This window comes from Microbulbifer marinus (assembly GCF_900107725.1).
Classification (GTDB): Bacteria; Pseudomonadota; Gammaproteobacteria; order Pseudomonadales; family Cellvibrionaceae; genus Microbulbifer; species Microbulbifer marinus.
The window spans coordinates 515,034-537,346 of the sequence record NZ_FNQO01000001.1 but is presented as its reverse complement, the minus strand read 5'-3'; the positions used below and the strand labels follow the sequence as shown (position 1 = coordinate 537,346).

Genomic DNA, 22,313 nt, shown 5'->3' with positions numbered 1-22,313 from the left:
CGGATTGGGCAGTGGGTCGTTTTCTGTGTTGATGGAGGTTTTCGAGAGTGCCGCGTGATGCCGCAGCAGCGCAATCTGGCGTCGCAATTTTCATTGTTCTCCGCGGGCCATCCACTGACGGGAGAATGCGCTTCCCGCAGGACATTGAGTTTAGCAGCTGTAACCTTCCCTGCTGGTTTTCTTTCCGGTTTCGCCTCGAATGCCCCGCACGAAGGGTGCAGACTTGTCTATGGTCAGGATTACTTAATACCTGTTCAGTACGTGGCTACACCTCAGTCACTGCAAGGGAATGTGCGATGCCCAAAGGTCACTTTGTCCGCTGGTTTGCAAACATTGGTCTCGAAGATATTGCCGACGTCGGGGGGAAAACGGCGTCGCTGGGAGAGATGTACCGAACATTGACGCCACAGGGAATCCGGGTGCCGAATGGGTTTGCGATCACGGCGGCCGCCTACCAGACGGTGCTGGACCAGGGAGACGCACGAGTGTCGCTGCAAAAGCTGTTGCAGAAGCGCGCCTCCGATGACAGCCAACAGTTGGCGCAGGTTGCCGCCCAGGCGCGGGAGATCGTCTACAACGCTGGCATGCCCGAGAGGCTCGCGCATGACATTACCGCTGCCTATGTGGATCTATGCGAACAGTACGGACCGCAGATACGCCTCGCCGTGCGCAGCTCCGCTACCGCAGAGGACTTGCCGACCGCCAGTTTTGCCGGGCAGCACGACAGTTTCCTGAATATTGGCGACAAGGACGGATTATTGGAGGCCTGCAGGCGCTGCTTTGCGTCCCTGTTTACCGAACGCGCAATCAGCTACCGGGAGCGCAACGGATTCGACCACTTCAAGGTATCGCTGGCTATCGCAGTGATGAAAATGGTGCGCGCGGACCTGGCTTCCAGTGGCGTGATGTTCACCCTCGATACCGATAGCGGCTTCCGCGATGTGGTGTTTATCAATTCGGCTTTCGGCCTCGGCGAAAACATCGTGCAGGGCGCGGTGGACCCGGATGAATTCTATGTGCACAAACCGACTTTTGAGCGCGGTTATCGCTGCGTGTTACGTCGGCAGCTTGGAGCCAAGCAGCTCACGCTGGTGTGCGACGAGGATATCAACAGCCAGGAACTGCACAATATAGAGACGCCTGATGCGCGGCGGCATCATTTGAGCCTTTCCGATGAGGAAGTCCTGACGCTCACCGATTACGCCATCAAGACGGAAAAGCACTACAGTGAGCGCCGCGGCGAGGAGTCCCCGATGGATATCGAGTGGGCCAAGGACGGCGACGACGGCCAGCTCTACCTGCTGCAGGCCCGGCCGGAGACCGTCGCCTCACAAAAGCCACGCAACCAGCTGCAGCGCTACAAATTTCGCGAAAAGCCGGACAAGGCACTGACGCTCGCCCGTGGTCGCGCAATCGGCACCGGAATAGCGAGCGGTAAACTGCACCGGGTTGAGCGTGCGGAGCAACTGGCCGACTTTAAGGATGGCGAAGTACTGTTTGCCGAGAGTACCAGCCCTGACTGGGGACCGGCGATGCGCCGTGCGGCGGCGCTAGTAACAGAACGCGGCGGCCGCACCTGCCACGCGGCCATTGTCGCGCGTGAATTCGGCATTCCGGCCGTGGTCGGCATCGGCGAGGAGGGCCACAACCTGGCTGCCGGAGACACCGTGACGCTGTCCTGCGCCGAGGGCGACGTGGGAAAACTATACCGCGGCGAAATCCCGTTCGATATGGAAACCATCGAGCTAGACAATGTCCCCAGGCCCGAGACCCGCATGATGATCAACCTGGGCAGCCCCGAACAGGCCTTTCGCCTGAGTGCCCTGCCCTGCGATGGTGTGGGCCTGGCGCGCATGGAATTTATCGTCAGCGAACACATCAAGGCGCACCCGATGGCGCTCGTCTGTCCGGAAAAGGTCGACAACGAAGCTGACAGAAAACAACTGGACGAGCTGACCGCCAATCACGACAGCGGTGCCGATTTCTTTATCGAAAAACTCTCTGAGGGTATCGGCACCATCGCCGCGGCTTTCTATCCCCGCCCGGTAATCGTGCGGACTTCGGATTTCAAGACGAATGAGTACGCGCGCCTGATCGGTGGCGCCGCCTTCGAGCCGCGGGAGGAAAACCCGATGCTGGGCTTTCGCGGCGCGGCGCGCTATGCGCACGCGGCCTACGCGGCCGGCTTCGCACTGGAATGCGCCGCGTTGAAGCGGGCGCGGGAGGATATGGGGCTCGACAATATCAAGGTGATGATCCCCTTCTGTCGACGTATCCCCGAAGGCGAACGGGTCCTGCAGGCCATGACCGAGCACGGCCTGGCGCCGGGCAGCAACGGCCTCGAGGTCTACGTGATGTGCGAGATCCCGAACAACGTCGTGCAGATAGATGCGTTCAGCCAACTGTTCGACGGTATTTCGATCGGCTCCAACGACCTGACCCAGCTGGTACTGGGCGTGGATCGCGACTCAGATATCGTCGCCTTCGATTTTGACGAGCGCGATCCCGGGGTACTGCAGATGATCCGCCTGGCGGTAGAGGGTGCCCAGCGCAACAAGATACCGGCAGGTATCTGCGGCGAGGCGCCGTCAAATTATCCTGAAGTCGCGCAATACCTGGTGGAGCTGGGTATCGACTCGATCAGCCTGAGTCCGGATGCGTTGCTGCGCACCATTGAGAAGGTGACGGAAATAGAGGCAAAGCGCTAAGGCACGCTCGAAGCGTCGCGGCCCTGCTTCCTATGCCGGCGCGGTGTATCGCTGTGAAACTCTCAGTAGCACTTCCATCGCCAGCAGCTGCAGCAGGGCCACTCCCAATAGCGTCGACCAGTGCGCCGCACTGACCGGAGTCACGCCCAGTACCTCCTGCATCAGCGGCGAGTACATCGCCAGTATATGTATGCCCTGGGCCGCCAGGGTACCCAGCAGCAGAATCGGGTTGCTGAAAAAAAGCTGCTGGAAAATCGAGTGGGTTTCCGAACGGCTGTTGAATACCTGCACATTCTCGAACAACACCATCAGTAACAAAAGGCTGTTGCGCGCCGCTTCCACTGCCAATCCCTGTTGTAGCAACACATAGAAACATGTGAAACCGAGAACGCCCATCACCAGCCCGGACGTGATAACGCGACGCAGCATCAGCGGATTGAACAGCGACTCCTTCGGCGGCCGCGGTGGCCTCTGCATCTCGTCGCCCTCTCCCGGTTCCAGTGCCAGGCCGATACTCTGCACGCTGTTGGTGACCAGGTTCAGCCACAGCAATTGCACCGGCGTAAGCGGCAGTGGCAGTCCGAGGGCAGTACTGAGCACGAACAGCACCACCTCGGCGGCACCGGTGGAGATCAGGAAGAAGATGACCTTGCGGATATTCTGATAGGCGATACGACCTTCCTCGACACCGGACACCACCGACGCAAAGTTGTCATCGGTCAGCAGCAGGTCGGCGGATTCCTTCGCCACCTCGGTGCCGCGCTGGCCCATGGCAACGCCCACATGCGCACTCAGCAGCGCCGGTGCATCGTTGACGCCGTCGCCGGTGACAGCCACGAACTGCCCCTGCCGCTGCAGCGACTGCACGATGGTCAGTTTCTGTTCCGGCGAGACACGGGCGTAAACCCGTGTCTTTGCGGTCAGTGCATCGACCGCCTCTGCTCCGGCTTTCTCGGCCTGCGCGAGTTCACCCCCCGTCACTGCCCCTTCGTCACCGTCGGTCAGGCCCAGCTCGCGCGCGATACTCAGCGCCGTGCGGGGGTGGTCCCCGGTCAGCATGCATACCCTGATACCCGCCTGCCGACATGCCCGCACGGCTGCGGCCGCTTCGGGACGCATCGGGTCTACCATCGCCACCAGTCCCAGCAGACACAGGTCGCTCAGGTGCGCGGCAAAGTTTTCCGCGCTGAATTTCTGATCGTCGCTCCAGCTACCCTCGGCCATCGCCAGCACGCGCGCGCCGGTCTCCGCCAATTCATGCATAGTGGCCAGGGCACGCTCGCGATCCAGCGCAGTATCACCCCGCGCCGTGGCCATCCGGGCGCACATCGGCAACAACTTCTCCAGTGCGCCCTTGACGCAGACCAGGCGGCGTTCTCCGTCAGCGTGCAGCGTGGCGGCGAAGCCGAGCACCGGCTCGTAGTGAATCTGCGCCAACAGCGGATGTACGGCGAGCAGCTGCTGCCGTGTCTGCCCGCTTCTGTAGGCCATCAACAGCAGCGCCTGATCCACCGCATCACCGCTACTGTGGCAGTCGCCATTCTCGAGCGTGTGCAGTTCTGCCTCGTTACACAGCGCCGCTACCCTGATGATCCGCGCCACCGCCTCGCTGCTTGTCGTCACAGGATCTGCCGCCGGTGGCTGGCTAGTGCCGTCGATACGAAAACGGTCACCGTCACAGGTCGCCACTTCCCGTGCGGTCAGTTGATTTTGTGTCAGGGTACCGGTCTTGTCGGCGCCTATGACGGTGCAGGAGCCGAGACTCTCCACCGCCACCAAATTGCGCACGATAACGTGCCTTTTCACCATGCGCCGGGTACCGATCGATAACACCACGGTAAGCGCCATCGGCAGCCCCTCGGGAATGGCCGATACCGCCAGTGCCACCGCCGTCATAAAAATCACCAGCGGTGGTGTGTCGCGCGCCAGCTCCAGCGACGCCAGCAGCGCCACCGTAATCAGCAGTCCGATGGTAAGCTTTTTACTGAAGCGCTCGATGCGCTGGAACAGTGGCGGTTTGACCTCTTCCGCCGTCTCCAGGCTCAGACTCAGCTTGCCCATCTCCGTGTGCAGGCCGGTGGCAATCACCAGGCCGCTTGCGCGTCCGGCTGCGACCAGGCTGCCGGCGAAGCACTGATTCAAGCGCTCCGCCACCGGCGTGTCGGCCTCGCACAGGGCGCCGCTGTCCTTGCGTACCGGCAGGGATTCCCCGGTGAGCACGGACTCGTCGATCTCGAGACCCGTGGCATCGAACAGGCGCAAGTCCGCCGGCACCCGGTCGCCGGAGGCGAGCAGCACCAGGTCGCCGGGCACCAATTGCGAGGTGGGTATTTCCTCTATCTGGCCATCGCGCAGCACGCGCGCCCGACTGACCATCAGGTTGCGCAGCGCCAGTGCACTGCGGTGGGCATGGTACTCCTGCAGCCCACCGATCAACGCGTTGAGCAACAGAATCAGGCCGATAAAAGTCGCGTCCGCCAGTTTGCCGACAATGAGAGAAACCAGCATCGCCGCCAGTAACACGTAGATCAACGGGCTGATGAACTGGCGCAGGAACAGGCGTGTAAACCCCGGCGGGCGCGGCTGTGGCAGCGCATTGCTGCCATACATAGTCAGGCGCCGACCGGCTTCAGCTGTTGTTAAACCCTCGTCACAACTATCGAGCTGCCGCTGCAGTTCCGGCAACGGCAGGCATTGCCACAGGCGCGAGCTGTCAGGATTGGTCATATCTTTCGGCTTACACGACCGATTGTCGTCAATGAATATGCAACATTAGTCGAAAAAAACTGCAGCCCGCCCAGCGGGAGAATTTCGGTGGACTCGAGGTGGTGTCCCACCACGAAAAAAACATAACAGCCGCCATTGATCCATACTTAAACTCGAATAGCCTCCGATCGGGAAGGTTGCGATGCGACTGCTAGACGGTGCGGTTTTACTTAACGAACTCGGCATCGACCATTTGAAAAATGCCGCGGTATTAGGCGCCATGTCCGACGACGCCATTGCTTATCTGTTAAAAAATGGCCGTATCCACGCATTTCACAAAGGCGAGACAGTCGTCAAAGCCGGGGATCCATCCGTTTCCTTCTTCATCGTTCTCAAAGGTTCGATTGCCTATTACCAGGCATCGAATGACCACAGCGAGCATATATTTGATTTTCACTTTGGGGAGGCGGTTGGCTTCGTCAGCATGATCGCGTTAACGCCATGGCCGGGAACAGCGATAGCGGCCAATAACAGTTACGTGTTGGAAGTAACGACGGATCTGTTTTATGCCCTGCATTGTGAAAAGCCGCTGGACTTTGGCGTGTTGCTGATCAACCTGTCTCGCGAGTTGGCGCGGAGAATCCTGACTCTCGCCAAGACGGTGGCGGAATTGAAAAAAGCCGACCAATGAAGTTGCAGGCCTCGCCACTGGCGCTGGTGGTCACTGCTGTTCATCGGGGCTGCCGGATTCAAGTTTCTCAGAAGTTCACGTTTCATCGCAGGGTAATTTGAAGTTAGCAGCCGGCCGCCACTGCACGTGCCATCAGCCGTCTATTTTCCCGCCGGCGCCAGGCTTGCGCTGTTCATGCTGAGAAGAATCACTTCAATCTCTTCGATAATCTCTTCCTGCCGCAACTGATTTTCCCGGTGCTGAAGTGTCTCCAGGTTGTTGTCCAGATGCCGCACTGCTCCCTCCAGGTGCTGCATGCGCCGGAGATTCTCCGCCGTCAGCGAAACGTAGAGAATTTCATGGAGCGCGGCGAACAGGTACTGATCCGCCAGTTCCAGTAGCAACTGCTGCGGTTGCAGATTGAGCTGCGGCGCAAAGGCGAATTTGCGTTCGGCGTCGCGCAGTACTTCAAACGGCGGCAGCAATTGCCGAACCTGCGGATTTTCCTGTTGTGGATCACAGTAAATCGCCGTCAGAGCCATGGAGCCACTGGTCACGTCTAGGTCGGTAACTCGCGCGATCAGGCGGCTCAGAGCGCCATCGACTTCGTCGAGTACGGCGGCCCCGTCCAGCGGTGCGAGCAGCCTGGGGTGTCCGGTCAAGCGTTCACAGAGTTTGCGTCCGCAGGCCACTACCCCGGTGTGTTCGCCGGTAGCTGCGGCGAGACAGCGTTCCAGCTCCTGTATCAGTACTTCGTTGAAGTTGCCGCAGAAACCGCGTTCCGAGCCGATCACCAGGAATAGATTCTGCAACGGCTGTGGTTCCGGTATCAGTTGCGCATGGAAACTGAGGAAGTCAGCGGCAATGTCAAAGATTCCGCGCACTACCTGTTGCTGAATTTCGAGTACGCGCCGCAGCCGCCGCACTTCGATAAACGCCAGTGACTGCATCGTACTGATAATCTGGCGTGCTTCGGCCAACTGCCGGCGGTGATGCTGCATTTCCCGGCGGTGGCTCACGTCGAGGCCCCGATCGTATCGGGCAGCCACTCTTGCACCAGGCCGTGCCACCGCGGCCGCTCATCATCCAGTGTCAGCCCACTCGCGTCGACCTTCACTTGCAATTCGTCCAGCAGGCCGGCCAGTGATTCCAATTCGATCTCGTCCAATAGACCGTCGTTGAATGCCACCATCCATGCTAACTGGAAGGTGATCGGCAGCGGCGAAAACCGCTCCTGCTTCAGAATTTCCCGCAACAGCCGCCCGCGGCGAATAGCCTTTTCCATACCGGCTTCGAGCTTGGCGCCGAAGCGGGTGAACATCTCCAGTTCGAGAAACTGCAGGTAGTCCAGCTTCATGCGCCCGGCTTCGCGTTTGATCGCCGCGTGCTGGGCGCGCCCGCCGATGCGGGACACCGACATGCCGATGTCGATGGCCGGGCGAAAGCCGCCGGCAAACAGGTCCCGATCCAGATAGACCTGGCCGTCGGTGATGGAGATTAGATTGGTGGGAATGTAGGCGGCAATTTCTCCCAGCTTGGTTTCGACGATCGGCAGTGCCGTCATACTGCCTCCACCGCCTGCGGCATTGAGACAGGTGGTGCGTTCTAGCAGACGCGCATGCACGGAGAAGATATCGCCGGGAAAAGCCTCGCGCCCGGGAGGCCGACGCAACAGTAGCGACAGTTCCCGGTAGGTCTTGGCGTGGGTGGAGAGGTCGTCGTAGACCACCAGCGTATGGCGTCCTCGACGCATCCAGTATTCGGCAATGGTACAGCCGGCGAAAGGTGCTAGGTGCTGCATGCCCGGCAGTGCACTGGCCTCGGCCACGACAACCACTGTGTAGTCCAGCGCGCCGGCATCGCGCAACAGCGCAATGGTGGAGACCACCGATGAGCGTTTCTGGCCGATGAGTACATAGACGCAGTACACATCCTGGTCACTCTGGTTGAGCACCGCATCCAGTGCCAGCGAACTGCGCCCGAGCCCCTCGTCGCCGATCAGCAACTGGCGCTGACCGCGGCCGATAGGGATCAGCGTGTCCAGTACCTTGCTGCCGGTGTAGAGCGGCTGCTGCACGAAGTCCCGCTCGACGATGGTCGGCGATGCCCTCTCCAGCTGTTGCCAGCCCGCACAGTCCGGCGTCTCGCCGCCGTCGAGGGGATTGCCGAGCGGATCCACAACCCGCCCGATCAGCGCATCGCCGACGGAGATACCCAGCGGCTTGGACGTCAGGCGCACACCGGTGCCAGCGGTCAGATTTTCGCTTTCCACCAGCAGCACTGCGCCGACCAGCGCTCCGGTGAGATCGAACACCAGGCCGCGGCTGCCATCGTCGAAATCCAGCACATCGTCCATCGCCGCAGTGGGCAGCCCGGCGACCCAGGCAATGCCGTCGCCGACGGAGACCACCCGTCCCCGCTCGCGAATATGTAGTTGCGGACGGTATTCGCTGAGCCATTGCGCACGGCGACGCAGCAGTTTTCCGCTCACGGCTCAGTCACCAGCGGGCTCACGAGCCAGCCGCGCGAAACCATGTAATTCATCTCGGACATTCGCATCCAGCTCCCAGCCCCCCACACCGATGCGCAGCCCGGCGACAAGCTCCGGGTCCTCCACATAGTGACAGTGCAGCTGTCGTTGCAGGACCTCCTGTAACAGCGCTTCGATTTTCTGCCGCTGTTCTGGAGCCAGCGGAAAGGCACTTGCCACTTCCGCCACTGTATCCCGCTCGGTAAGCTGCGCGCGCAGCTGTTGCAGTTGTGACGGTTCCAGCTCTTCAATAGCATCGGTCAGCATTTCCCCGAGCCGCTCTTCCAGCTCCGGACCCGCGGCCCGCTCCAGCAGGCGCGCAGCAAATTGGCTGCCCTGCTCCAGGGCCTGTAACTCCAACTTGCGGTGCTGATCGCGCTGCCGACGCTGCTCCATCGCCGCGGCTTTTTCACGCTGTTGCGCCAGCTCTTGCTGCAACGCCGCTTGCCGCTGCGCGCGCTCCGCCTTGAGCTCATTCTCAAGGACCTCGCGGGCCTGCTGGCGTTCGGCCTGCCACTGCTCGAGCCGGCCCTGGTATTTCTTCTGCAGTTCCTGTGCGGTGCGTTGCATTTCCTCGGCCTTGGCCAGCCGTTCCTCGATGCCGCGCTGGCGACGCGCTATCACGTCCTGCAATGGCCGATAGAAAAACCGTTTCAGTATCCACACGAGGACAAGAAAATTGATAATTTCCAGCAGGAATGTCGACCAGCTGAGTTCCACGTTGTTCTAGCTCTTCAGTAGGTATTCCAGCAGCGGATTGCGGAACAGGATGATCAACGCGATCACCAACACATAGATCGCGAGTGATTCGATCATTGCCAGCCCGATAAACAGGGTACGCATGATCGACCGCTCTGCTTCGGGCTGGCGGGCCAGGGCATCGAGTGCACTGCTGATGGCGCGTCCCATTGCGAAAGCCGGCCCGATAACGCCAATGCCGATGGCGAGGGCGGCAATCACCGTGGAACCGAGCGCAAACCAGCTTATGTCATTCATCGCTGCTCTCCTTCCGCATCAGAGTTCTCCTTCCGCTGCTGCCTCAGCATCTGTGACTGGAGGCCGCCAGCGACATAAATGAGCGCCAGCATGCCAAAAATATACGCCTGCACCAGGGCCTCGATGATGTGCAGCATCAGTATAGGAATCGGTGCCAGAAAACCGGCCACCAGCAAAATCAGCAGTGCCGCCATTTCCAGGCTCATGATATTGCCGAACAGCCGCACGGCCAGCGCGACAGTACGAGTAACCTCGGAGATCAGGTGGAATGGCAGTAGTAGCGGGGTCGGCGTCAGGTAGTGGTGCAAGTAACGCCGCAGTCCCTGGCTGCGAATGCCAAACCAGTGCACCGACAGAAATACCAGGATGGCCAGTGCTGCCGTCGCCGACAGATCGCGCGTCGGCGAGTGTACGCCGGGGATCAGTCCACACAGGTTGGCAATCACGAGGAAGATCCACAGGCTGGCGATAAATGGCAGCAGCATCTTTACGTGATCCGGCGCCACCGCACCGATGGCATCTTCGATCGCCGTCACCACACCTTCCGCAAGCGTCTGCACGGCGCCGGGTCGCGTTTGCAGCTGCCGCGACAGCAACCAGCACGTGAGTCCGATAACAGCGATGATTGCCCACGTAGTCACAACGGTGCTGGTGACCGTGAGCGGTCCGAGCCGAAACAACGCTGACGGAAAGAGTTCGCCGCCGTCCATGCCCTACTCCCGAATCAGCAGATAGACATTGACACCACCGACGATCACGCCGGCAAATATCAGGCTCAATGTCCAGCGGGTGGAGTAGCCCTCGACCAGACCATCCAGCCAGTGGCCCAGATAGGCGCCACCAACCACCGGCAGTACAAACACCAGTCCCAGGGTGCCGATATAGATCGTCTGCGCGATCAGCGTCGGTCGGTCCCGTTCGGCCTGTTTCATTCGCCGGGCCTGACGCTCGACCCGGTTACGCAGCTTTTTATCGCCGTTGTCGACCATCGCCAAACCTAATCCTGCACTCGGCGGCGCCCGACTTCCCACAGCCGGCGCAATATCGATTCCTCCATGCGACGCATACTTTCCCTCATCTGATGCAGACTCTGCTCTTCGGCCAGCAACTGCTGCCGCAACAAGGTCGAGATCCGTTCGTAGTCGCTGTCGAGCAGGTAACTGCGGGAATAAATCTGCAGGCGGTTGTCCAGAAAATAGAGCAGCCCGCCGGGCAGCGCCAGATATTGCCAGTCGTCACCCCCGCGGCGAAAACGCGCCAGCCCGAATACCAGCGACGTCACACAGCGCAGGTGCCCGGCGAGAATGCCGAAGCTGCCGGACGCGTCTTCACCGACAAAGGAGGTCACATCGGCGAACTCCTCGTGTTCGGTGGCCGAATACAGTTGCAGGGTAAAGGCCTTCATCATCCGCCGTCGCGCATGCCGCCGCGCATGTAGCAGTCCTCCTCCGTCAGCTCATCATATTCGCCACGCAAAAACGCCTCGCAGTCGGTCAGTGTTTGTTCCAGAGGCACCGAGACACCAGCGATACCAGTGTGTGAAGCGATAACCATAAATGGCTGTGTCAGGTAGCGCTGCAACTTGCGTGCGCGCATCACGATACGCCTGTCCCGCTCGGATAGTTCTTCAATACCGAGCATGGCAATAATGTCTTCCAGCTCGTGGTAGCGCGCCAGGTGTTCACGCACCCCTTCGGCGACGGCATAGTGGCGGTCGCCAAGCGTGTGCCGGTCCATCAGCCGACTGCTGGACAGCAGGGGTTCCACCGCCGGATAAATCCCCTTGCCCGCCTGCGCGCGGGAAAGCACTACCGAAGCATCCAGATGACTGAAGATGGCACTCACCGCCGGGTCGGTCATGTCATCTGCGGGCACATAAACGGCCTGCACGGACGTAATCGCGCCGGCGCGGGTAGACAGAATCCGCTCTTGCAGCTCGGCGACCTCACTGATCAGCGTGGGCTGGTAGCCAACAGTCGCCGGCATGCGCCCGAGCAGACTGGATATCTCACTACCCGCCTGCACAAAACGGAAGATATTGTCCATCACGAACAACACTTCTTTTTGCAGCGTGTCGCGCAGGTACTCGGCATATGTCAGTGCGGACAGGCCGACGCGGAAGCGCACACCGGGTGATTCATCCATCTGCCCGAAGGACATCAGCGTCTGCTCCATGACTCCAGCCTCGCGCATCTCTTGCCACAGTTCGTGGCCCTCACGGATACGTTCGCCGACACCGGCAAACACGGATACACCACTGTGCAGCGCCGCCACCGCGTGCATAAATTCCATCACCAGCACCGTCTTGCCGACGCCGGCACCACCGAACAGCCCGGTTTTGCCACCGCGCACAAACGGGCACAACAGGTCGATCACCTTGATACCTGTCTCCAGGATGGCGCCGGCACCGACGGCGTCCCACAGTGCCGCCGGCGGCGTGTGAATATTGCGGTATTCACGCGCCTCCAGCGGCTCCCCGCCATCCAGCGGCTCGCCGAATATATTCAACAGCCGCCCGACGCAATCCGCCGTAACCGGCACATGGAGCGGCGCGCCGGTGTCGTACACCGGCATACCGCGGCGCAGGCCGGCCGTGCGGTGCAGCGTGATGGCGCGCACCTGGCGCTGGTCGAGATGCTGGTGCACCTCAAACAGGTAGGCTTCACCGTCGAGCAGGGTCTTCAGCGCCTGGCGCAATGGCGGCAGCTTCTCGCAGCGAATCACCACCACAGGGCCGTGGACCTCCGCGATAGTGCCGATCGGTGCCGCGGTGGGTTTGGCAGTCTGTTCGCCTGCTACTGAACTGGTCATCGGCACCGGTGCCATACTTGACGACACTGGCGGGCGCTACCACCGCAATGGCGGCTTTTAGTCGCAACATGTTCCATTCTGGTTGCTTATTGCTGTAAGAAGTTGCTGAAGGATAGAAACAACCCGTGCGGTCTATCGATTCAGGGTAAGTGCCCTATTCCGAAACCGGATACGGCATCTCAGTTACTAAAATAGTTGGATTGCGCACTGGCGGGCCACGGAAAGCCTATCGATCCATGGAAAAAAACGAGCATCCGGCATTTCGCGCCGAGGGCCTGACCAAACTCTACGGCAGCGGTGAATCCCGCGTATATGCCTTGCGCGGTGTGGACCTCGAGGTTCCCCGTGGCGAGATGGTGGTCCTGCTCGGCCCTTCCGGCAGCGGCAAGTCGACGTTGCTGAATATCCTCGGCGGGCTGGATTCCCCGACCGAGGGGCGCGTGTATTTCGACAGCTGGGAGCTCACCGCCTTCGACGACGAGCACCTGACCAGATTCCGGCGTGAATATGTTGGCTTTGTCTTCCAGTTTTACAACCTGATCCCCAGTCTGACCGCGCGGGAGAATGTGGCACTGGTGACCGAAATCGCCGAGGAGCCGATGACGCCGGAGCGGGCGCTGGAACTGGTAGGGCTCGGCAAACGCATGGATCACTTTCCTGCGCAGTTGTCCGGCGGTGAACAGCAGCGCGTCGCCATCGCCCGCGCCATCGCCAAGCAACCGCGCGTACTCTTCTGCGACGAACCCACCGGCGCACTCGACAGCAAGACCGGCATCGTGGTACTGGAGGCCATAGCGCGTGTCAATCACGAACTCGGTACGACCGCGATGGTAATCACCCACAATGCGGCCATCGCCGCCATGGCGGACCGGGTACTGCATATGGCCGACGGGCAGATCCAGCAGACCGAACTGAACAGCCACCCCTGTGATCCACACGAGCTGAGTTGGTAGGCGATGCTGATCGAACTGCTAAAACCACTCGATCGCAAACTGCTGCGGGACCTTTGGGCCATCAAGGGTCAGGCGCTCGCCATTGCCGTGGTAATCGGCTGCGGCGTGGGCATGTATATCATGTCCAAGGGCATGCTGATCTCGCTGGCCGAAACCCGTGCCGCCTACTACGAACGCTACCGGTTTGCCGATGTCTGGGCGCCGGTGAAACGCGCACCCAATGCGCTACTGGAGCAGATCACCGAGCTTCCCGACGTGCGCCGTGCCGAGACGCGTATCCGCGCCGGCGTCATTCTGGATGTGGAGGGCGCAGCGGCGCCAATCACCGGTGAGATCCAGTCGCTGCCGAAAATCGCAAGGCCCCATATCAATGACATAGTGCTGCGACGGGGCCGTTACCCTGATCCGATTCACGAGGAAGAGGTGCTCGCGCTGGATGCCTTTGCAGAAGCGCACGGCCTCGAGCCGGGCAACCACCTGTATGGAATTCTGAACGGCACCAAGAAAAAACTGACGATCACCGGGATAGTGCAGTCACCGGAATATGTGTACGCCATTTCACCGGGAGAAATCGTTCCGGACAAAAAACGCTTCGGCGTCCTTTGGATGAACCGCGAGGCGCTGGCAAACGCATTCGACCTGGACGGCGCCTTTAACGAGGCGGTGATCCTCACCTCTGCCGGCTCCAGCGAAGAAGCCCTGCTCGAGCGGCTTGACCAGTTACTGAAACGCTACGGCGCCACCGGTGCCTATGGGCGATCACAGCAGATTTCGGACCAGTTTCTGACCAACGAAATCAAGCAGCTGGAGACCATAGGCAGGCTGCTGCCGCCGATATTTCTGCTGGTGGCCACCTTCCTGCTCAATGTCGTGGTTGGCCGCCTGATCGATACCGAGCGCGAGCAGATCGGCCTGCTGAAGGCTTTCGGCTATCGTGACAGGGCGGTCGCGCTGCACTACCTGAAGATGATCGGCGCCATCACCCTGATAGGAATCGTTATCGGTATCATCCTCGGCCTTTGGCTCGGCCAGGGCTTGGCACGTATGTACCAGGACTATTTCAAATTTCCGTTTCTGCTTTTTCGCGCGCCGGCGGACGTCTATCTGCTGTCGATCGGTTTCAGCCTGATCGTGGCCGCCGTCGGTACCTCGTCGTCGGTAGTGAAAGTCATGCGCCTGGAACCGGCGGTGGCGATGGTGCCGCCGCCTCCACCGGATTACAGTCGCTCGGCCCGCTGGCTCGAAATGCTCGCGCCCTGGATCGATCAGCCATCGCGCATGATCCTGCGCCACCTGTACCGCTGGCCTAAGCGGGCGGCCATGACCTGTATCGGTATCGCCATGTCCATGGGACTGTTGATCGGCTCGAGTTTTTCGATGGATGCGATGCTCTATATGGTCGATATATCGTTTAATGTGATCGATCGTCAGGATGTAACGGTCAATTTTGTCGAGCCGCGCAACCTGCGGGCGGTGCAGGATGTTCTTCATGCCCCGGGTGTGCTCGCCGCCGAACCGTTTCGCGCAGTGCCGGTGGTGCTGCGCAACGGTCAGCGCACCCGGCGTGAAGCCATCATTGGCCTGGTTCCGGGCGCCGATCTCGGGCGACTGGTCGATACTGACTTGCAGCCAGTACCGCTTCCCAGACACGGTATAGTGTTGTCAGACAAGCTGGCCGAATTACTGGCCATTCGCGCCGGGGAACCGCTGCGCGTCGAAATTCGCACCGGGCGGCGTCCGGAACTGGACGTTACCGTCGCCGGTATCGTCAAAACCTTTATGGGCACCCAGGCCTACATGGACCTGAGAAGCCTCAACCGCCTGCTCAAGGAGGACATTGCCATCTCCGGCACCTACTTGTTGGTGGACCCGGACCTGACCGACGCGCTCTACACAGAACTGAAAGGCACCCCGGTGGTGGCCGGCGTCAGCCTGCAGGAGCAGGCACAGAATGCCTTTTACGAGACCCTGCAGGAGAGCCTCGGTACCTTTGTATTTTTCAACACCCTGTTTGCCGGCCTGATCGCCGTGGGCGTGGTGTACAACAGCGCGCGAATCTCCCTGTCCGAGCGCGGCCGCGAGCTGGCGAGCCTCCGCGTGCTGGGACTCACCCGCGGCGAGGTGTCGTATATTCTGCTGGGCGAACTCGCGTTACTGACGCTAGCGGCGCTGCCACTTGGCGCCCTGCTCGGTTATCTGCTCGCCTGGACGCTGGTGCAGTCCTTCGATACCGAACTGTTTCGCATTCCACTGGTGGTCTCGTCGAGCACCTATGGCTACGCGGCGCTGGTGGTGGTGCTGGCGGCGGTGGCGTCCGGCCTGCTGGTGCGGCGCCGTATCGACCGCCTGGATCTGATCGCCGTACTGAAGACCCGGGAGTGATATGCCCAGGAAGCTGATCAAGCGCATCGTTGGACTGGTACTACTTGCCGGGCTGCTGCTCTTTTTTGTCTACGCCTTCCTGCCGGAGCCGGTGCCGGTTGATATGGATGAAGTGCGCCGGGGCCCGATGCAGGTATCGGTCAGTGATGAGGGCTACACCCGGGTCCACGATGTGTATGTGGTGTCGGCGCCCGTGACCGGTTACCTGCTGCGCATCGAAAGTGAGGTCGGCGATGTCGTGGTCGCCAACAAGACGCGCCTCGCCGACCTGCTGCCCCTGCAACCGCAATTTCTCGACGAACGCAGCCGCAGCCAGGCCGAGGCTGATATCCGCAGCGCCGAGGCGGCTCTCAAGTTTGCGGCTGCCGAACGCCGCGACGCCGAGGCCAAGCTGGCATTCGCCAGGGCCGATGCCAAGCGCGCGCGGATTCTGGCGAAAAAGGGGCATATCTCGACGGTTGAGCTGGAGCGCTTCGAGCTGGCCCTGGACAGCGCTGAAGCCTCGCTGGATACCGCCCGCGCCGCCGAGCGCATGCGCATGGGGGAACTGGAAAACGCCCGCGCCGCGCTGATAGAGCCCGGCGAGGTGGAAATCAAGAAAGACGATCTGGTCCGTGTTACCTCTCCGGTCAGCGGCAGTGTGCTGCGTATTTCGCAGGAGAGTGAAAGGGTTGTTCCCGCCGGTACACCACTGCTGGAAATCGGCGATCCGGAACAACTGGAAATCGTTGTCGACCTGTTGTCCCGCGATGCGGTCAAGGTCGATAAAAGTGCGCCCGTTCAGATCACCAGCTGGGGCGGCGACAGTCCCCTCCACGGCCGGGTGCGCCTGGTGGAGCCCTTTGGCTTTACCAAGATCTCCGCCCTCGGTATCGAGGAACAGCGGGTCAACGTAATTATCGATTTTACCGACCCCCAGGAGGTCTGGTCGCGGCTCGGCCACGGCTATCGCGTCGATGCCGCGATTGAGATCTGGCGGGGAGACGACGTGGTACAGGTGCCCACTGGTGCTCTGTTTCGTCACAAGCGGGAGTGGGCCGTATTTAAAGTGGTGGATGGTCGTGCCGTGCGCGCCGCAGTGAAAGTTGGGCACAACAACGGACAGACGGCCGAAATTCTCGACGGCCTGGTACCCGGCGAAAAAGTGGTCCTGCACCCCAGTGAGCGGATAGAGAACGGAACCGCGCTGACAGAGCGAAAGATCTAGTCAGCGCACTCTAGAAAACGCGCACTTTCATGACAAAAACACAGGATTTCTGGTTATTGCTAACGGAGTCACCCACTATCTGAAACATCCCCGCTCAACATGATCCAGTCACTATGAAACTCATATTGCTGTCGGCTTTTATGCTCTTAACGTATTCGGTCCACGCCGACGAAGAGCAAGAATTGGCGGTCTTTACCCAGAACTTCTTCGAGGACTTTTCCGATCAATCCAAGAGCGCATCGGATGTCGCGGAGATCCACTTTGCCGCCACTCCGGTTTTCTACATCGGGGAAATGCCCGGATTCAGTACGAGTCCAGAGCTGGCCGCGAAAATGGTGCAAGGATATCGCGAAACATTTCACGTTGACTCCCATCCATTTACCACTTTCGACATCGAGAATCAGGCAATCGGGGCCGATGGTTCCGCAGCGGTACTGGTTGCGTTCCGGAGGAAATCTGCAGCGGATCCCAGACTGAAAGATTTCTGCAACATACTCTCCCTCGCCAAGCTAAATGGCGACTGGAAAATCATGACCTGGTTTATCTACGGGCTGAGCGCCCGTGACTGTTCCAGGCAACACTAGTAGTAACTTGGCTCGATGCCCTTGGCACTGTTATTAGCCTCATTGTTGCCAATTGTGACTACGACCGGCATCATTGCGGAAGGGAAAAGCTCCCTGACACCGAATGTACGGGCAAATTAGATCTCAGCACCTGGGACTACTTATCCGGGAATGGAATAAACTCCGTCTCGTCGCCGGGCACCCGCGGGAAACCGCCCTCCTTCCACTGCCGCACCGCCTCATCAATGCGCTCCGCCCGACTGGAGACGAAATTCCAGACGATGCACCGCTTCGCAAATGGCTCGCCGCCAATGATGGCGATGCGACTTTCCTCGGTCGCCTCCAGCACCACACCGGGTTGGTTGGCAAATATTGCCAGTGAGAACTCCGGAATCTCGGCGTCTCGCGCTTTCAGGTTACCGCCGGCCACGTAGACAGCCCTCTCCTGGGCTTCCGGTAGCGTTATTTTCTGTCCGGCCCGAAGGTGTGCCTCAACGTAAAGGGTTTCGGCAAAAGTCTTGACGGGAGACGTGACACCGTAGGCGGTGCCCATAATGACGCGGATTGGGGCGCCATCCACGTTCAGTGCCGGAATGTCTGCCGATGGGTAATGGTGGAATTCAGGCGCCATTTCCTCGTCAGCTTCCGGCAGTGCCAGCCACAGCTGCAGCCCGTGCAGGCAGTGGTCGATATCGCGGACTTCCGGGCGTTCCCGCTCAGAGTGGACGATGCCACTACCCGCCACCATCAGATTGATATCCCCGGGACGGATCGGCTGCAGGCTTCCCAGTGAATCTCGGTGCAGGATCTCGCCATCGAACAGATAGGTCACTGTGGCAATACCGATATGCGGGTGCGGGCGCACGTCTATACCTTCGCCCGAAGGAAATTCGGCAGGGCCCATATGGTCGAAGAAGATCCAGGGCCCAACCATCTGCCGTTCGCGGCTCGGCAGACAACGTCTGACGGAAAAACCGCCGAGCTCCTTTTCCTTGGGCCTCACTATCTCCTCCAGGGCTCCACAGCCCTCGAGAACGAAGCATTCCTGTTCAACCTCTTTGGTCACGTTGCTCATTATTGCCCCCAGGAACCTTCCGTGCGTTGACTGTTAGGGGTTAACTATAGCGCTACTATTTTTTGGCCACTAGCGCGCCCACCTCTTACATTCGGCGGCGGGAAAAGCTACAGTTGCGGCCCCGACAGCGGACCGTTAATTCATCCGCTGTTGACCGCAAATCCACGGCGTGCGGTCAGCTAAGCTTTTATACGCGAGGCCGACAAGGTGAAGCCGTTTATCACCACAACCCTCATTCCTTCGCACGAGATCAGTGATGTTGCAGCAGCTTCTCGATAACAAACTCATCATAACCCTGTCGTTCGTCGCCGTTATCCTGTTGCTGCGCTGGCTAATTTCCTTCGCTATTTCCCGCAGCAGCTGGGCCAAACCGGATAAGCGGCGCCGTATCAACACCGTGCACAACTTCGGCAACCTGCTGTTGGTGATTGGGCTGATCTCCATCTGGATAGCAGAGCTGCGCGAGTTTGCGCTGTCTATCGCCGCCTTCTCGGTAGCCATAGTGATCGCCTTACGCGAATTCGTGCAGTGTTTTGTCGGCGGTGTCTTCCAGGCGGGCATGCGCTCCTTTACCGTCGGCGACTGGGTCAAGATCGGCGACGAATTCGGCGAGGTGATCGACAGCGACTGGCTGAGCACCACGCTGCTGGAGATAGACCCGCACGGCCTCGGCAACGGCTATACCGGCACGACGCTGTACATCCCCAACAGCGCGTTTTTTACCAAGCCGATAAAAAACCTGAATTTCATGCGTCGCTATATCGAGCACACCTTTTCCATTGTGCGCGAGAGCAAGGGGATCAATCCGTTCGAGGCAAAGAAATTTGTCGCGGAGCGCCTGCGCGAGCACTGCGAATTCTTTCGCGAAGTAGCCGAACGCTACTGCAGCCTGATCGAGCACCGTATGGGCGTGGAACTGTCAGGACCCGATGCCAAGGTCAGCATCACCACCAACGAACTTGGCCATGATGTGCTGACGGTGACCGTGTTCTGCCCCCGGGAGGAAGCCACCAATATCGAGCAGCTGGTAACCGAGGACTTCTACAACTTCTGGTACGAGAAGACCGCTCCGGGCAGTGATGCCGACGCAGACAAATAGTCCCTGATCAATCGGTTTCCGAGCACATCGACTGCATCTGCAGGCGGACAATTTCGGCCAGGCGCGCCGCCCCGGGCCCGGGGCTCTCGCGGTCGGCGAAAATCAGGTACATGGGAATGGTGCGCTCGCTGCCACCCCGCAGCGACAGCGGCTTAAGAATACCCTCGTCCAACTCCGCGCGTATTTTTTCCTCCGGCAACCAGGCAAAACCGTAGCCGCGGCAGGCTGCACCGATGGATGTGGCCATATTGGTCACAGTCCAGCGCTGCGCCACTTCCACCGTGGTGGTGCGACTGGTGCGCTGGGAGCCGGTATCGCGCACCACCAGGTGGCGGTGCTGGCGCAGGTCGCGCAGCGTCAATTCCCGCCCCAACTGGTGCAGCGGGTGCTCCGGATGCGCCACCGGAATGACCCGCGCCGGACGCGGCAGCGGCTCACCATTGAACCCCTTGGGAATGTGCGGTGTGATTGCCAGATCGACCCGCCCCTGTTCCAGCGCTTCCGGTCCGCCACCGATCACGGTTTCGTAGAGTTCTATGCGCGTCTGCGGGCTCTCCTCGCCAAACTGGTTCAGGCAGTCCAGCAGCAACCAGGTCGGGAACAGCACCTCGACCGCAATGCCGATCTCCGCTTCCCAGCCCGCCGAGGCCCTGTGCGCGGCGAGTTCCAACCCTGCGGCGTCCTCCAGCAACAGCTTGGCGCGGCGGTACAGCATCTCGCCCGCCGGCGTCAGCACCGCCCGGCGACCCTCAATGGCGAAGGCCTTCAGATCCAGTACCGATTCCAGCTTCTGCACCGCGTAGCTGACCGACGACTGGCTCTTGTGCAGCCGTTCCGCCGCCTGGGCGTAGCCGCCCTGCTCCACCACCGCAATCAGGCAGCGCCACTGTTCCAGGCTGATACGGGGTGTCAGGGACGACTTCGAGGTCATTTTTTCCGTCATATGATCGATTCATTCGATAGATAGAAGCGTATTTTTATGATTTTTTATCGAATCATTCAATGCTTCAATGCGCCCCATGTTGGAATTAACCCCTGTTGGAGGTAACGACGCATGGCAAAGCTACTCAAGATTCAGACCAGTATTTTCCAGAACGATGGCCAGTCATCACAGTTGGCGGAGCAGTTCGTTAAGAACTGGCAGGCCCGCAACCCGGACGGTAAGGTAATCAGCCGCGACCTCGCCGCCGAACCGGTGCCGCACCTGGACCTGGCCCGCTTCCAGTCCTTCATCACCCCGGCGGAAGAGCGCACGGCCGAACAGAAAGCCGTCGTCAGCTACTCCGACGCCCTGATCGAGGAAATTGCCAGCTCCGACGTACTGGTGCTCGGTATTCCTATGTACAACTTCAGCGTGCCCTCCACCCTGCGCGCCTACTTCGATCATATCGCGCGTGCCGGTGTGACCTTCCAGTACACCCCGGAAGGCCCCGAAGGCCTGATGAAAGGCAAGAAGGCCGTCGTGTTTATCACCCGCGGCGGCCAGTACGGCGAGGATCACTCCCAGACCGCATTCGTGCGCCAGTTCCTCGCCTTTATCGGCATCACCGATGTGGATTTTGTGCACGCCGAAGGTCTGGCAGTTGGCGACGAAGCCAAGGAGCAGGCACTGAATGCGGCGCAGGCGCGTATCGCCGAGCTCGCCTGAATCCCGTAATCCCCCTGTAGACGCGCTTACTTTTGGGCGGCGGTTTTCCGCCGCCTTTTTTATTTGCTACACAGCAAAGTTAGTAAGCTAGTCAGAATGGATCAACGCGTGAATAGCGCAGCTTTTACCGACGGGAAAGATCGAATGAGTCAGCAACCGATGCCCACACTGTTTATCGGACATGGCAGTCCAATGAATGCACTGGAAGACAACGCCCACACGCGCGCCTGGTGCCGCTTGGGCGAGCAATTGCCGAAACCCCGTGCGATTCTCGCGATCTCCGCGCACTGGTATACCCGCGGCACCGAAATCGCAGCTGCCGAAAAACCCGCCACACTGCACGATTTTCACGGCTTTCCGCCGGCGCTGTACGAATGCGATTACCCCGCGCCCGGCGCACCGGACCTCGCCCGAGAAATCCAGGAGCTGTTACAGCCCTTAAACGTTGAACTCGACGATAACTGGGGGCTCGACCACGGCATCTGGTCGGTATTGATGCATATGTACCCGCAGGCCGGGATCCCGACACTGCAACTGAGTATCGATGCGACCAAGCCGGCGGAATTTCACTACGAGCTGGGACGCCAGTTGCGACCGTTGCGCGATCGCGGCGTACTGATCCTCGCCAGCGGCAATGTGGTACACAACCTTGCGCAGGTGACGTGGGGCGAGCGGGTTGCAGTACCGGCGTGGGCGGAGAATTTCAACGCATTGATTCGGGACGCACTGGCGCGTGGCGACCACCGGAGCCTGATCCACTACCAGCTCGCCGGCCACGACGCGCGGCTCGCGGTACCGACGCCGGAGCACTTTCTGCCGCTGCTATACGTCGCCGGCGCCAGCAGTGAAAAAGACAACGTGACTTTTCCCACCGATGGCATAGAGCTGGGGACTATCAGCATGCTGTCGGTAATGTTCGCTCGACAGACTGCGACTCAATGATGCACCGAGCGCGGCAATGCGCT

Annotated in this window: 20 protein-coding genes; 9 read left to right on the top strand and 11 right to left on the bottom strand. The window is 60.2% G+C overall.

What is annotated here, in order from left to right:
- The first annotated feature begins 296 nt into the window (after positions 1-296).
- The gene (gene ppsA, locus BLW36_RS02405) at positions 297-2,708 is read left to right on the top strand and encodes a phosphoenolpyruvate synthase (protein ID WP_091384768.1); all 2,412 of its coding nucleotides are present in this window, start codon (positions 297-299) and stop codon (positions 2,706-2,708) included.
- Between the two features lie 30 nt (positions 2,709-2,738).
- Here ppsA and BLW36_RS02400 read toward each other — a convergent pair whose 3' ends face one another.
- Positions 2,739-5,435: a cation-translocating P-type ATPase gene (locus tag BLW36_RS02400; RefSeq protein ID WP_091384766.1), complete on the bottom strand. Its 2,697-nt coding sequence runs from the start codon at positions 5,433-5,435 to the stop codon at positions 2,739-2,741.
- A gap of 181 nt (positions 5,436-5,616) precedes the next feature.
- Between BLW36_RS02400 and BLW36_RS02395 the strand changes: the two genes are divergently transcribed.
- A complete protein-coding gene (locus tag BLW36_RS02395) occupies positions 5,617-6,105 on the top strand; it encodes a Crp/Fnr family transcriptional regulator (RefSeq protein ID WP_091384764.1) in 489 nt (162 codons plus the stop codon).
- A 140-nt stretch (positions 6,106-6,245) separates the two neighbouring features.
- Here the strand turns inward: BLW36_RS02395 and BLW36_RS02390 are convergent, their stop codons facing one another.
- From BLW36_RS02390 to atpD, 8 genes are read right to left on the bottom strand one after another with little or no spacing between them, the layout of a single operon-like run.
- Entirely contained in the window at positions 6,246-7,133 is an 888-nt protein-coding gene (locus tag BLW36_RS02390) for a F0F1 ATP synthase subunit gamma (RefSeq protein WP_139304797.1), read from the bottom strand.
- The gene (locus tag BLW36_RS02385) at positions 7,100-8,575 is read right to left on the bottom strand and encodes a F0F1 ATP synthase subunit alpha (protein ID WP_091384760.1); all 1,476 of its coding nucleotides are present in this window, start codon (positions 8,573-8,575) and stop codon (positions 7,100-7,102) included. Before BLW36_RS02385 ends, BLW36_RS02390 begins: the two co-directional genes overlap by 34 nt.
- A 3-nt stretch (positions 8,576-8,578) precedes the next feature.
- Positions 8,579-9,334 (bottom strand): F0F1 ATP synthase subunit delta, encoded by a 756-nt coding sequence (locus tag BLW36_RS02380; protein ID WP_091384758.1) that lies wholly within the window; start codon positions 9,332-9,334, stop codon positions 8,579-8,581.
- Between the two features lie 6 nt (positions 9,335-9,340).
- Entirely contained in the window at positions 9,341-9,610 is a 270-nt protein-coding gene (atpE, locus tag BLW36_RS02375; RefSeq protein WP_091384756.1) for an ATP synthase F0 subunit C, read from the bottom strand.
- A complete protein-coding gene (locus BLW36_RS02370; RefSeq protein WP_091384753.1) occupies positions 9,607-10,320 on the bottom strand; it encodes a F0F1 ATP synthase subunit A in 714 nt (237 codons plus the stop codon). Before BLW36_RS02370 ends, atpE begins: the two co-directional genes overlap by 4 nt.
- Before the next feature lie 3 nt (positions 10,321-10,323).
- On the bottom strand, positions 10,324-10,599 hold the full coding sequence (locus BLW36_RS02365; RefSeq protein ID WP_091386881.1) for an AtpZ/AtpI family protein: 276 nt from the start codon (positions 10,597-10,599) through the stop codon (positions 10,324-10,326).
- Positions 10,600-10,607: 8 nt separating this feature from the next.
- Positions 10,608-11,018 (bottom strand): F0F1 ATP synthase subunit delta/epsilon, encoded by a 411-nt coding sequence (locus tag BLW36_RS02360; RefSeq protein WP_211567121.1) that lies wholly within the window; start codon positions 11,016-11,018, stop codon positions 10,608-10,610.
- The gene (gene atpD, locus BLW36_RS02355) at positions 11,015-12,421 is read right to left on the bottom strand and encodes a F0F1 ATP synthase subunit beta (protein WP_091386876.1); all 1,407 of its coding nucleotides are present in this window, start codon (positions 12,419-12,421) and stop codon (positions 11,015-11,017) included. The genes BLW36_RS02360 and atpD overlap by 4 nt, the downstream gene beginning before the upstream one ends.
- Before the next feature lie 236 nt (positions 12,422-12,657).
- Between atpD and BLW36_RS02350 the strand changes: the two genes are divergently transcribed.
- The 4 genes from BLW36_RS02350 to BLW36_RS02335 all read left to right on the top strand — a co-directional run bounded on the left by BLW36_RS02350 (position 12,658) and on the right by BLW36_RS02335 (position 17,547).
- On the top strand, positions 12,658-13,374 hold the full coding sequence (locus BLW36_RS02350; RefSeq protein WP_091384751.1) for an ABC transporter ATP-binding protein: 717 nt from the start codon (positions 12,658-12,660) through the stop codon (positions 13,372-13,374).
- Between the two features lie 3 nt (positions 13,375-13,377).
- Positions 13,378-15,756 carry an FtsX-like permease family protein gene (locus tag BLW36_RS02345; RefSeq protein WP_211567120.1) on the top strand — a complete coding sequence of 793 codons (2,379 nt, stop codon included), beginning with the start codon at positions 13,378-13,380 and terminating at the stop codon, positions 15,754-15,756.
- Between the two features lies 1 nt (position 15,757).
- Positions 15,758-16,963 (top strand): efflux RND transporter periplasmic adaptor subunit, encoded by a 1,206-nt coding sequence (locus BLW36_RS02340; protein WP_091384748.1) that lies wholly within the window; start codon positions 15,758-15,760, stop codon positions 16,961-16,963.
- Between the two features lie 113 nt (positions 16,964-17,076).
- Positions 17,077-17,547: a hypothetical protein gene (locus tag BLW36_RS02335; RefSeq protein WP_091384746.1), complete on the top strand. Its 471-nt coding sequence runs from the start codon at positions 17,077-17,079 to the stop codon at positions 17,545-17,547.
- Positions 17,548-17,683: 136 nt separating this feature from the next.
- Here the strand turns inward: BLW36_RS02335 and BLW36_RS02330 are convergent, their stop codons facing one another.
- Positions 17,684-18,601: a pirin family protein gene (locus BLW36_RS02330; protein WP_091384744.1), complete on the bottom strand. Its 918-nt coding sequence runs from the start codon at positions 18,599-18,601 to the stop codon at positions 17,684-17,686.
- 256 nt (positions 18,602-18,857) lie between these two features.
- On the opposite strand from BLW36_RS02330, the gene BLW36_RS02325 reads away from it, so the two are divergent.
- Positions 18,858-19,700 carry a mechanosensitive ion channel family protein gene (locus tag BLW36_RS02325; protein ID WP_091384742.1) on the top strand — a complete coding sequence of 281 codons (843 nt, stop codon included), beginning with the start codon at positions 18,858-18,860 and terminating at the stop codon, positions 19,698-19,700.
- A gap of 7 nt (positions 19,701-19,707) precedes the next feature.
- Here BLW36_RS02325 and BLW36_RS02320 read toward each other — a convergent pair whose 3' ends face one another.
- A complete protein-coding gene (locus tag BLW36_RS02320; protein WP_091384740.1) occupies positions 19,708-20,643 on the bottom strand; it encodes a LysR family transcriptional regulator in 936 nt (311 codons plus the stop codon).
- 111 nt (positions 20,644-20,754) lie between these two features.
- Between BLW36_RS02320 and BLW36_RS02315 the strand changes: the two genes are divergently transcribed.
- Positions 20,755-21,348: an FMN-dependent NADH-azoreductase gene (locus BLW36_RS02315; protein WP_091384738.1), complete on the top strand. Its 594-nt coding sequence runs from the start codon at positions 20,755-20,757 to the stop codon at positions 21,346-21,348.
- Positions 21,349-21,492: 144 nt separating this feature from the next.
- Positions 21,493-22,290, top strand: coding sequence for a 4,5-DOPA-extradiol-dioxygenase (gene ygiD, locus BLW36_RS02310; RefSeq protein WP_091384735.1), 798 nt, complete (start codon positions 21,493-21,495; stop codon positions 22,288-22,290).
- The last annotated feature ends 23 nt before the right edge of the window (positions 22,291-22,313 follow it).

Coding starts and splice junctions, on each gene's coding strand:
- BLW36_RS02370 (WP_091384753.1), bottom strand. CDS start 10,320: ATGGACGGCGGCGAACTCTTTCCGTCAGCGTTGTTTCGGCTCGGACCG.
- BLW36_RS02365 (WP_091386881.1), bottom strand. CDS start 10,599: ATGGTCGACAACGGCGATAAAAAGCTGCGTAACCGGGTCGAGCGTCAG.
- BLW36_RS02325 (WP_091384742.1), top strand. CDS start 18,858: ATGTTGCAGCAGCTTCTCGATAACAAACTCATCATAACCCTGTCGTTC.
- BLW36_RS02360 (WP_211567121.1), bottom strand. CDS start 11,018: ATGATGAAGGCCTTTACCCTGCAACTGTATTCGGCCACCGAACACGAG.
- BLW36_RS02340 (WP_091384748.1), top strand. CDS start 15,758: ATGCCCAGGAAGCTGATCAAGCGCATCGTTGGACTGGTACTACTTGCC.
- BLW36_RS02350 (WP_091384751.1), top strand. CDS start 12,658: ATGGAAAAAAACGAGCATCCGGCATTTCGCGCCGAGGGCCTGACCAAA.
- BLW36_RS02345 (WP_211567120.1), top strand. CDS start 13,378: ATGCTGATCGAACTGCTAAAACCACTCGATCGCAAACTGCTGCGGGAC.
- atpD (WP_091386876.1), bottom strand. CDS start 12,421: ATGACCAGTTCAGTAGCAGGCGAACAGACTGCCAAACCCACCGCGGCA.
- BLW36_RS02400 (WP_091384766.1), bottom strand. CDS start 5,435: ATGACCAATCCTGACAGCTCGCGCCTGTGGCAATGCCTGCCGTTGCCG.
- ygiD (WP_091384735.1), top strand. CDS start 21,493: ATGAGTCAGCAACCGATGCCCACACTGTTTATCGGACATGGCAGTCCA.
- BLW36_RS02320 (WP_091384740.1), bottom strand. CDS start 20,643: ATGACGGAAAAAATGACCTCGAAGTCGTCCCTGACACCCCGTATCAGC.
- BLW36_RS02395 (WP_091384764.1), top strand. CDS start 5,617: ATGCGACTGCTAGACGGTGCGGTTTTACTTAACGAACTCGGCATCGAC.
- BLW36_RS02335 (WP_091384746.1), top strand. CDS start 17,077: ATGAAACTCATATTGCTGTCGGCTTTTATGCTCTTAACGTATTCGGTC.
- BLW36_RS02315 (WP_091384738.1), top strand. CDS start 20,755: ATGGCAAAGCTACTCAAGATTCAGACCAGTATTTTCCAGAACGATGGC.
- atpE (WP_091384756.1), bottom strand. CDS start 9,610: ATGAATGACATAAGCTGGTTTGCGCTCGGTTCCACGGTGATTGCCGCC.
- BLW36_RS02330 (WP_091384744.1), bottom strand. CDS start 18,601: ATGAGCAACGTGACCAAAGAGGTTGAACAGGAATGCTTCGTTCTCGAG.
- ppsA (WP_091384768.1), top strand. CDS start 297: ATGCCCAAAGGTCACTTTGTCCGCTGGTTTGCAAACATTGGTCTCGAA.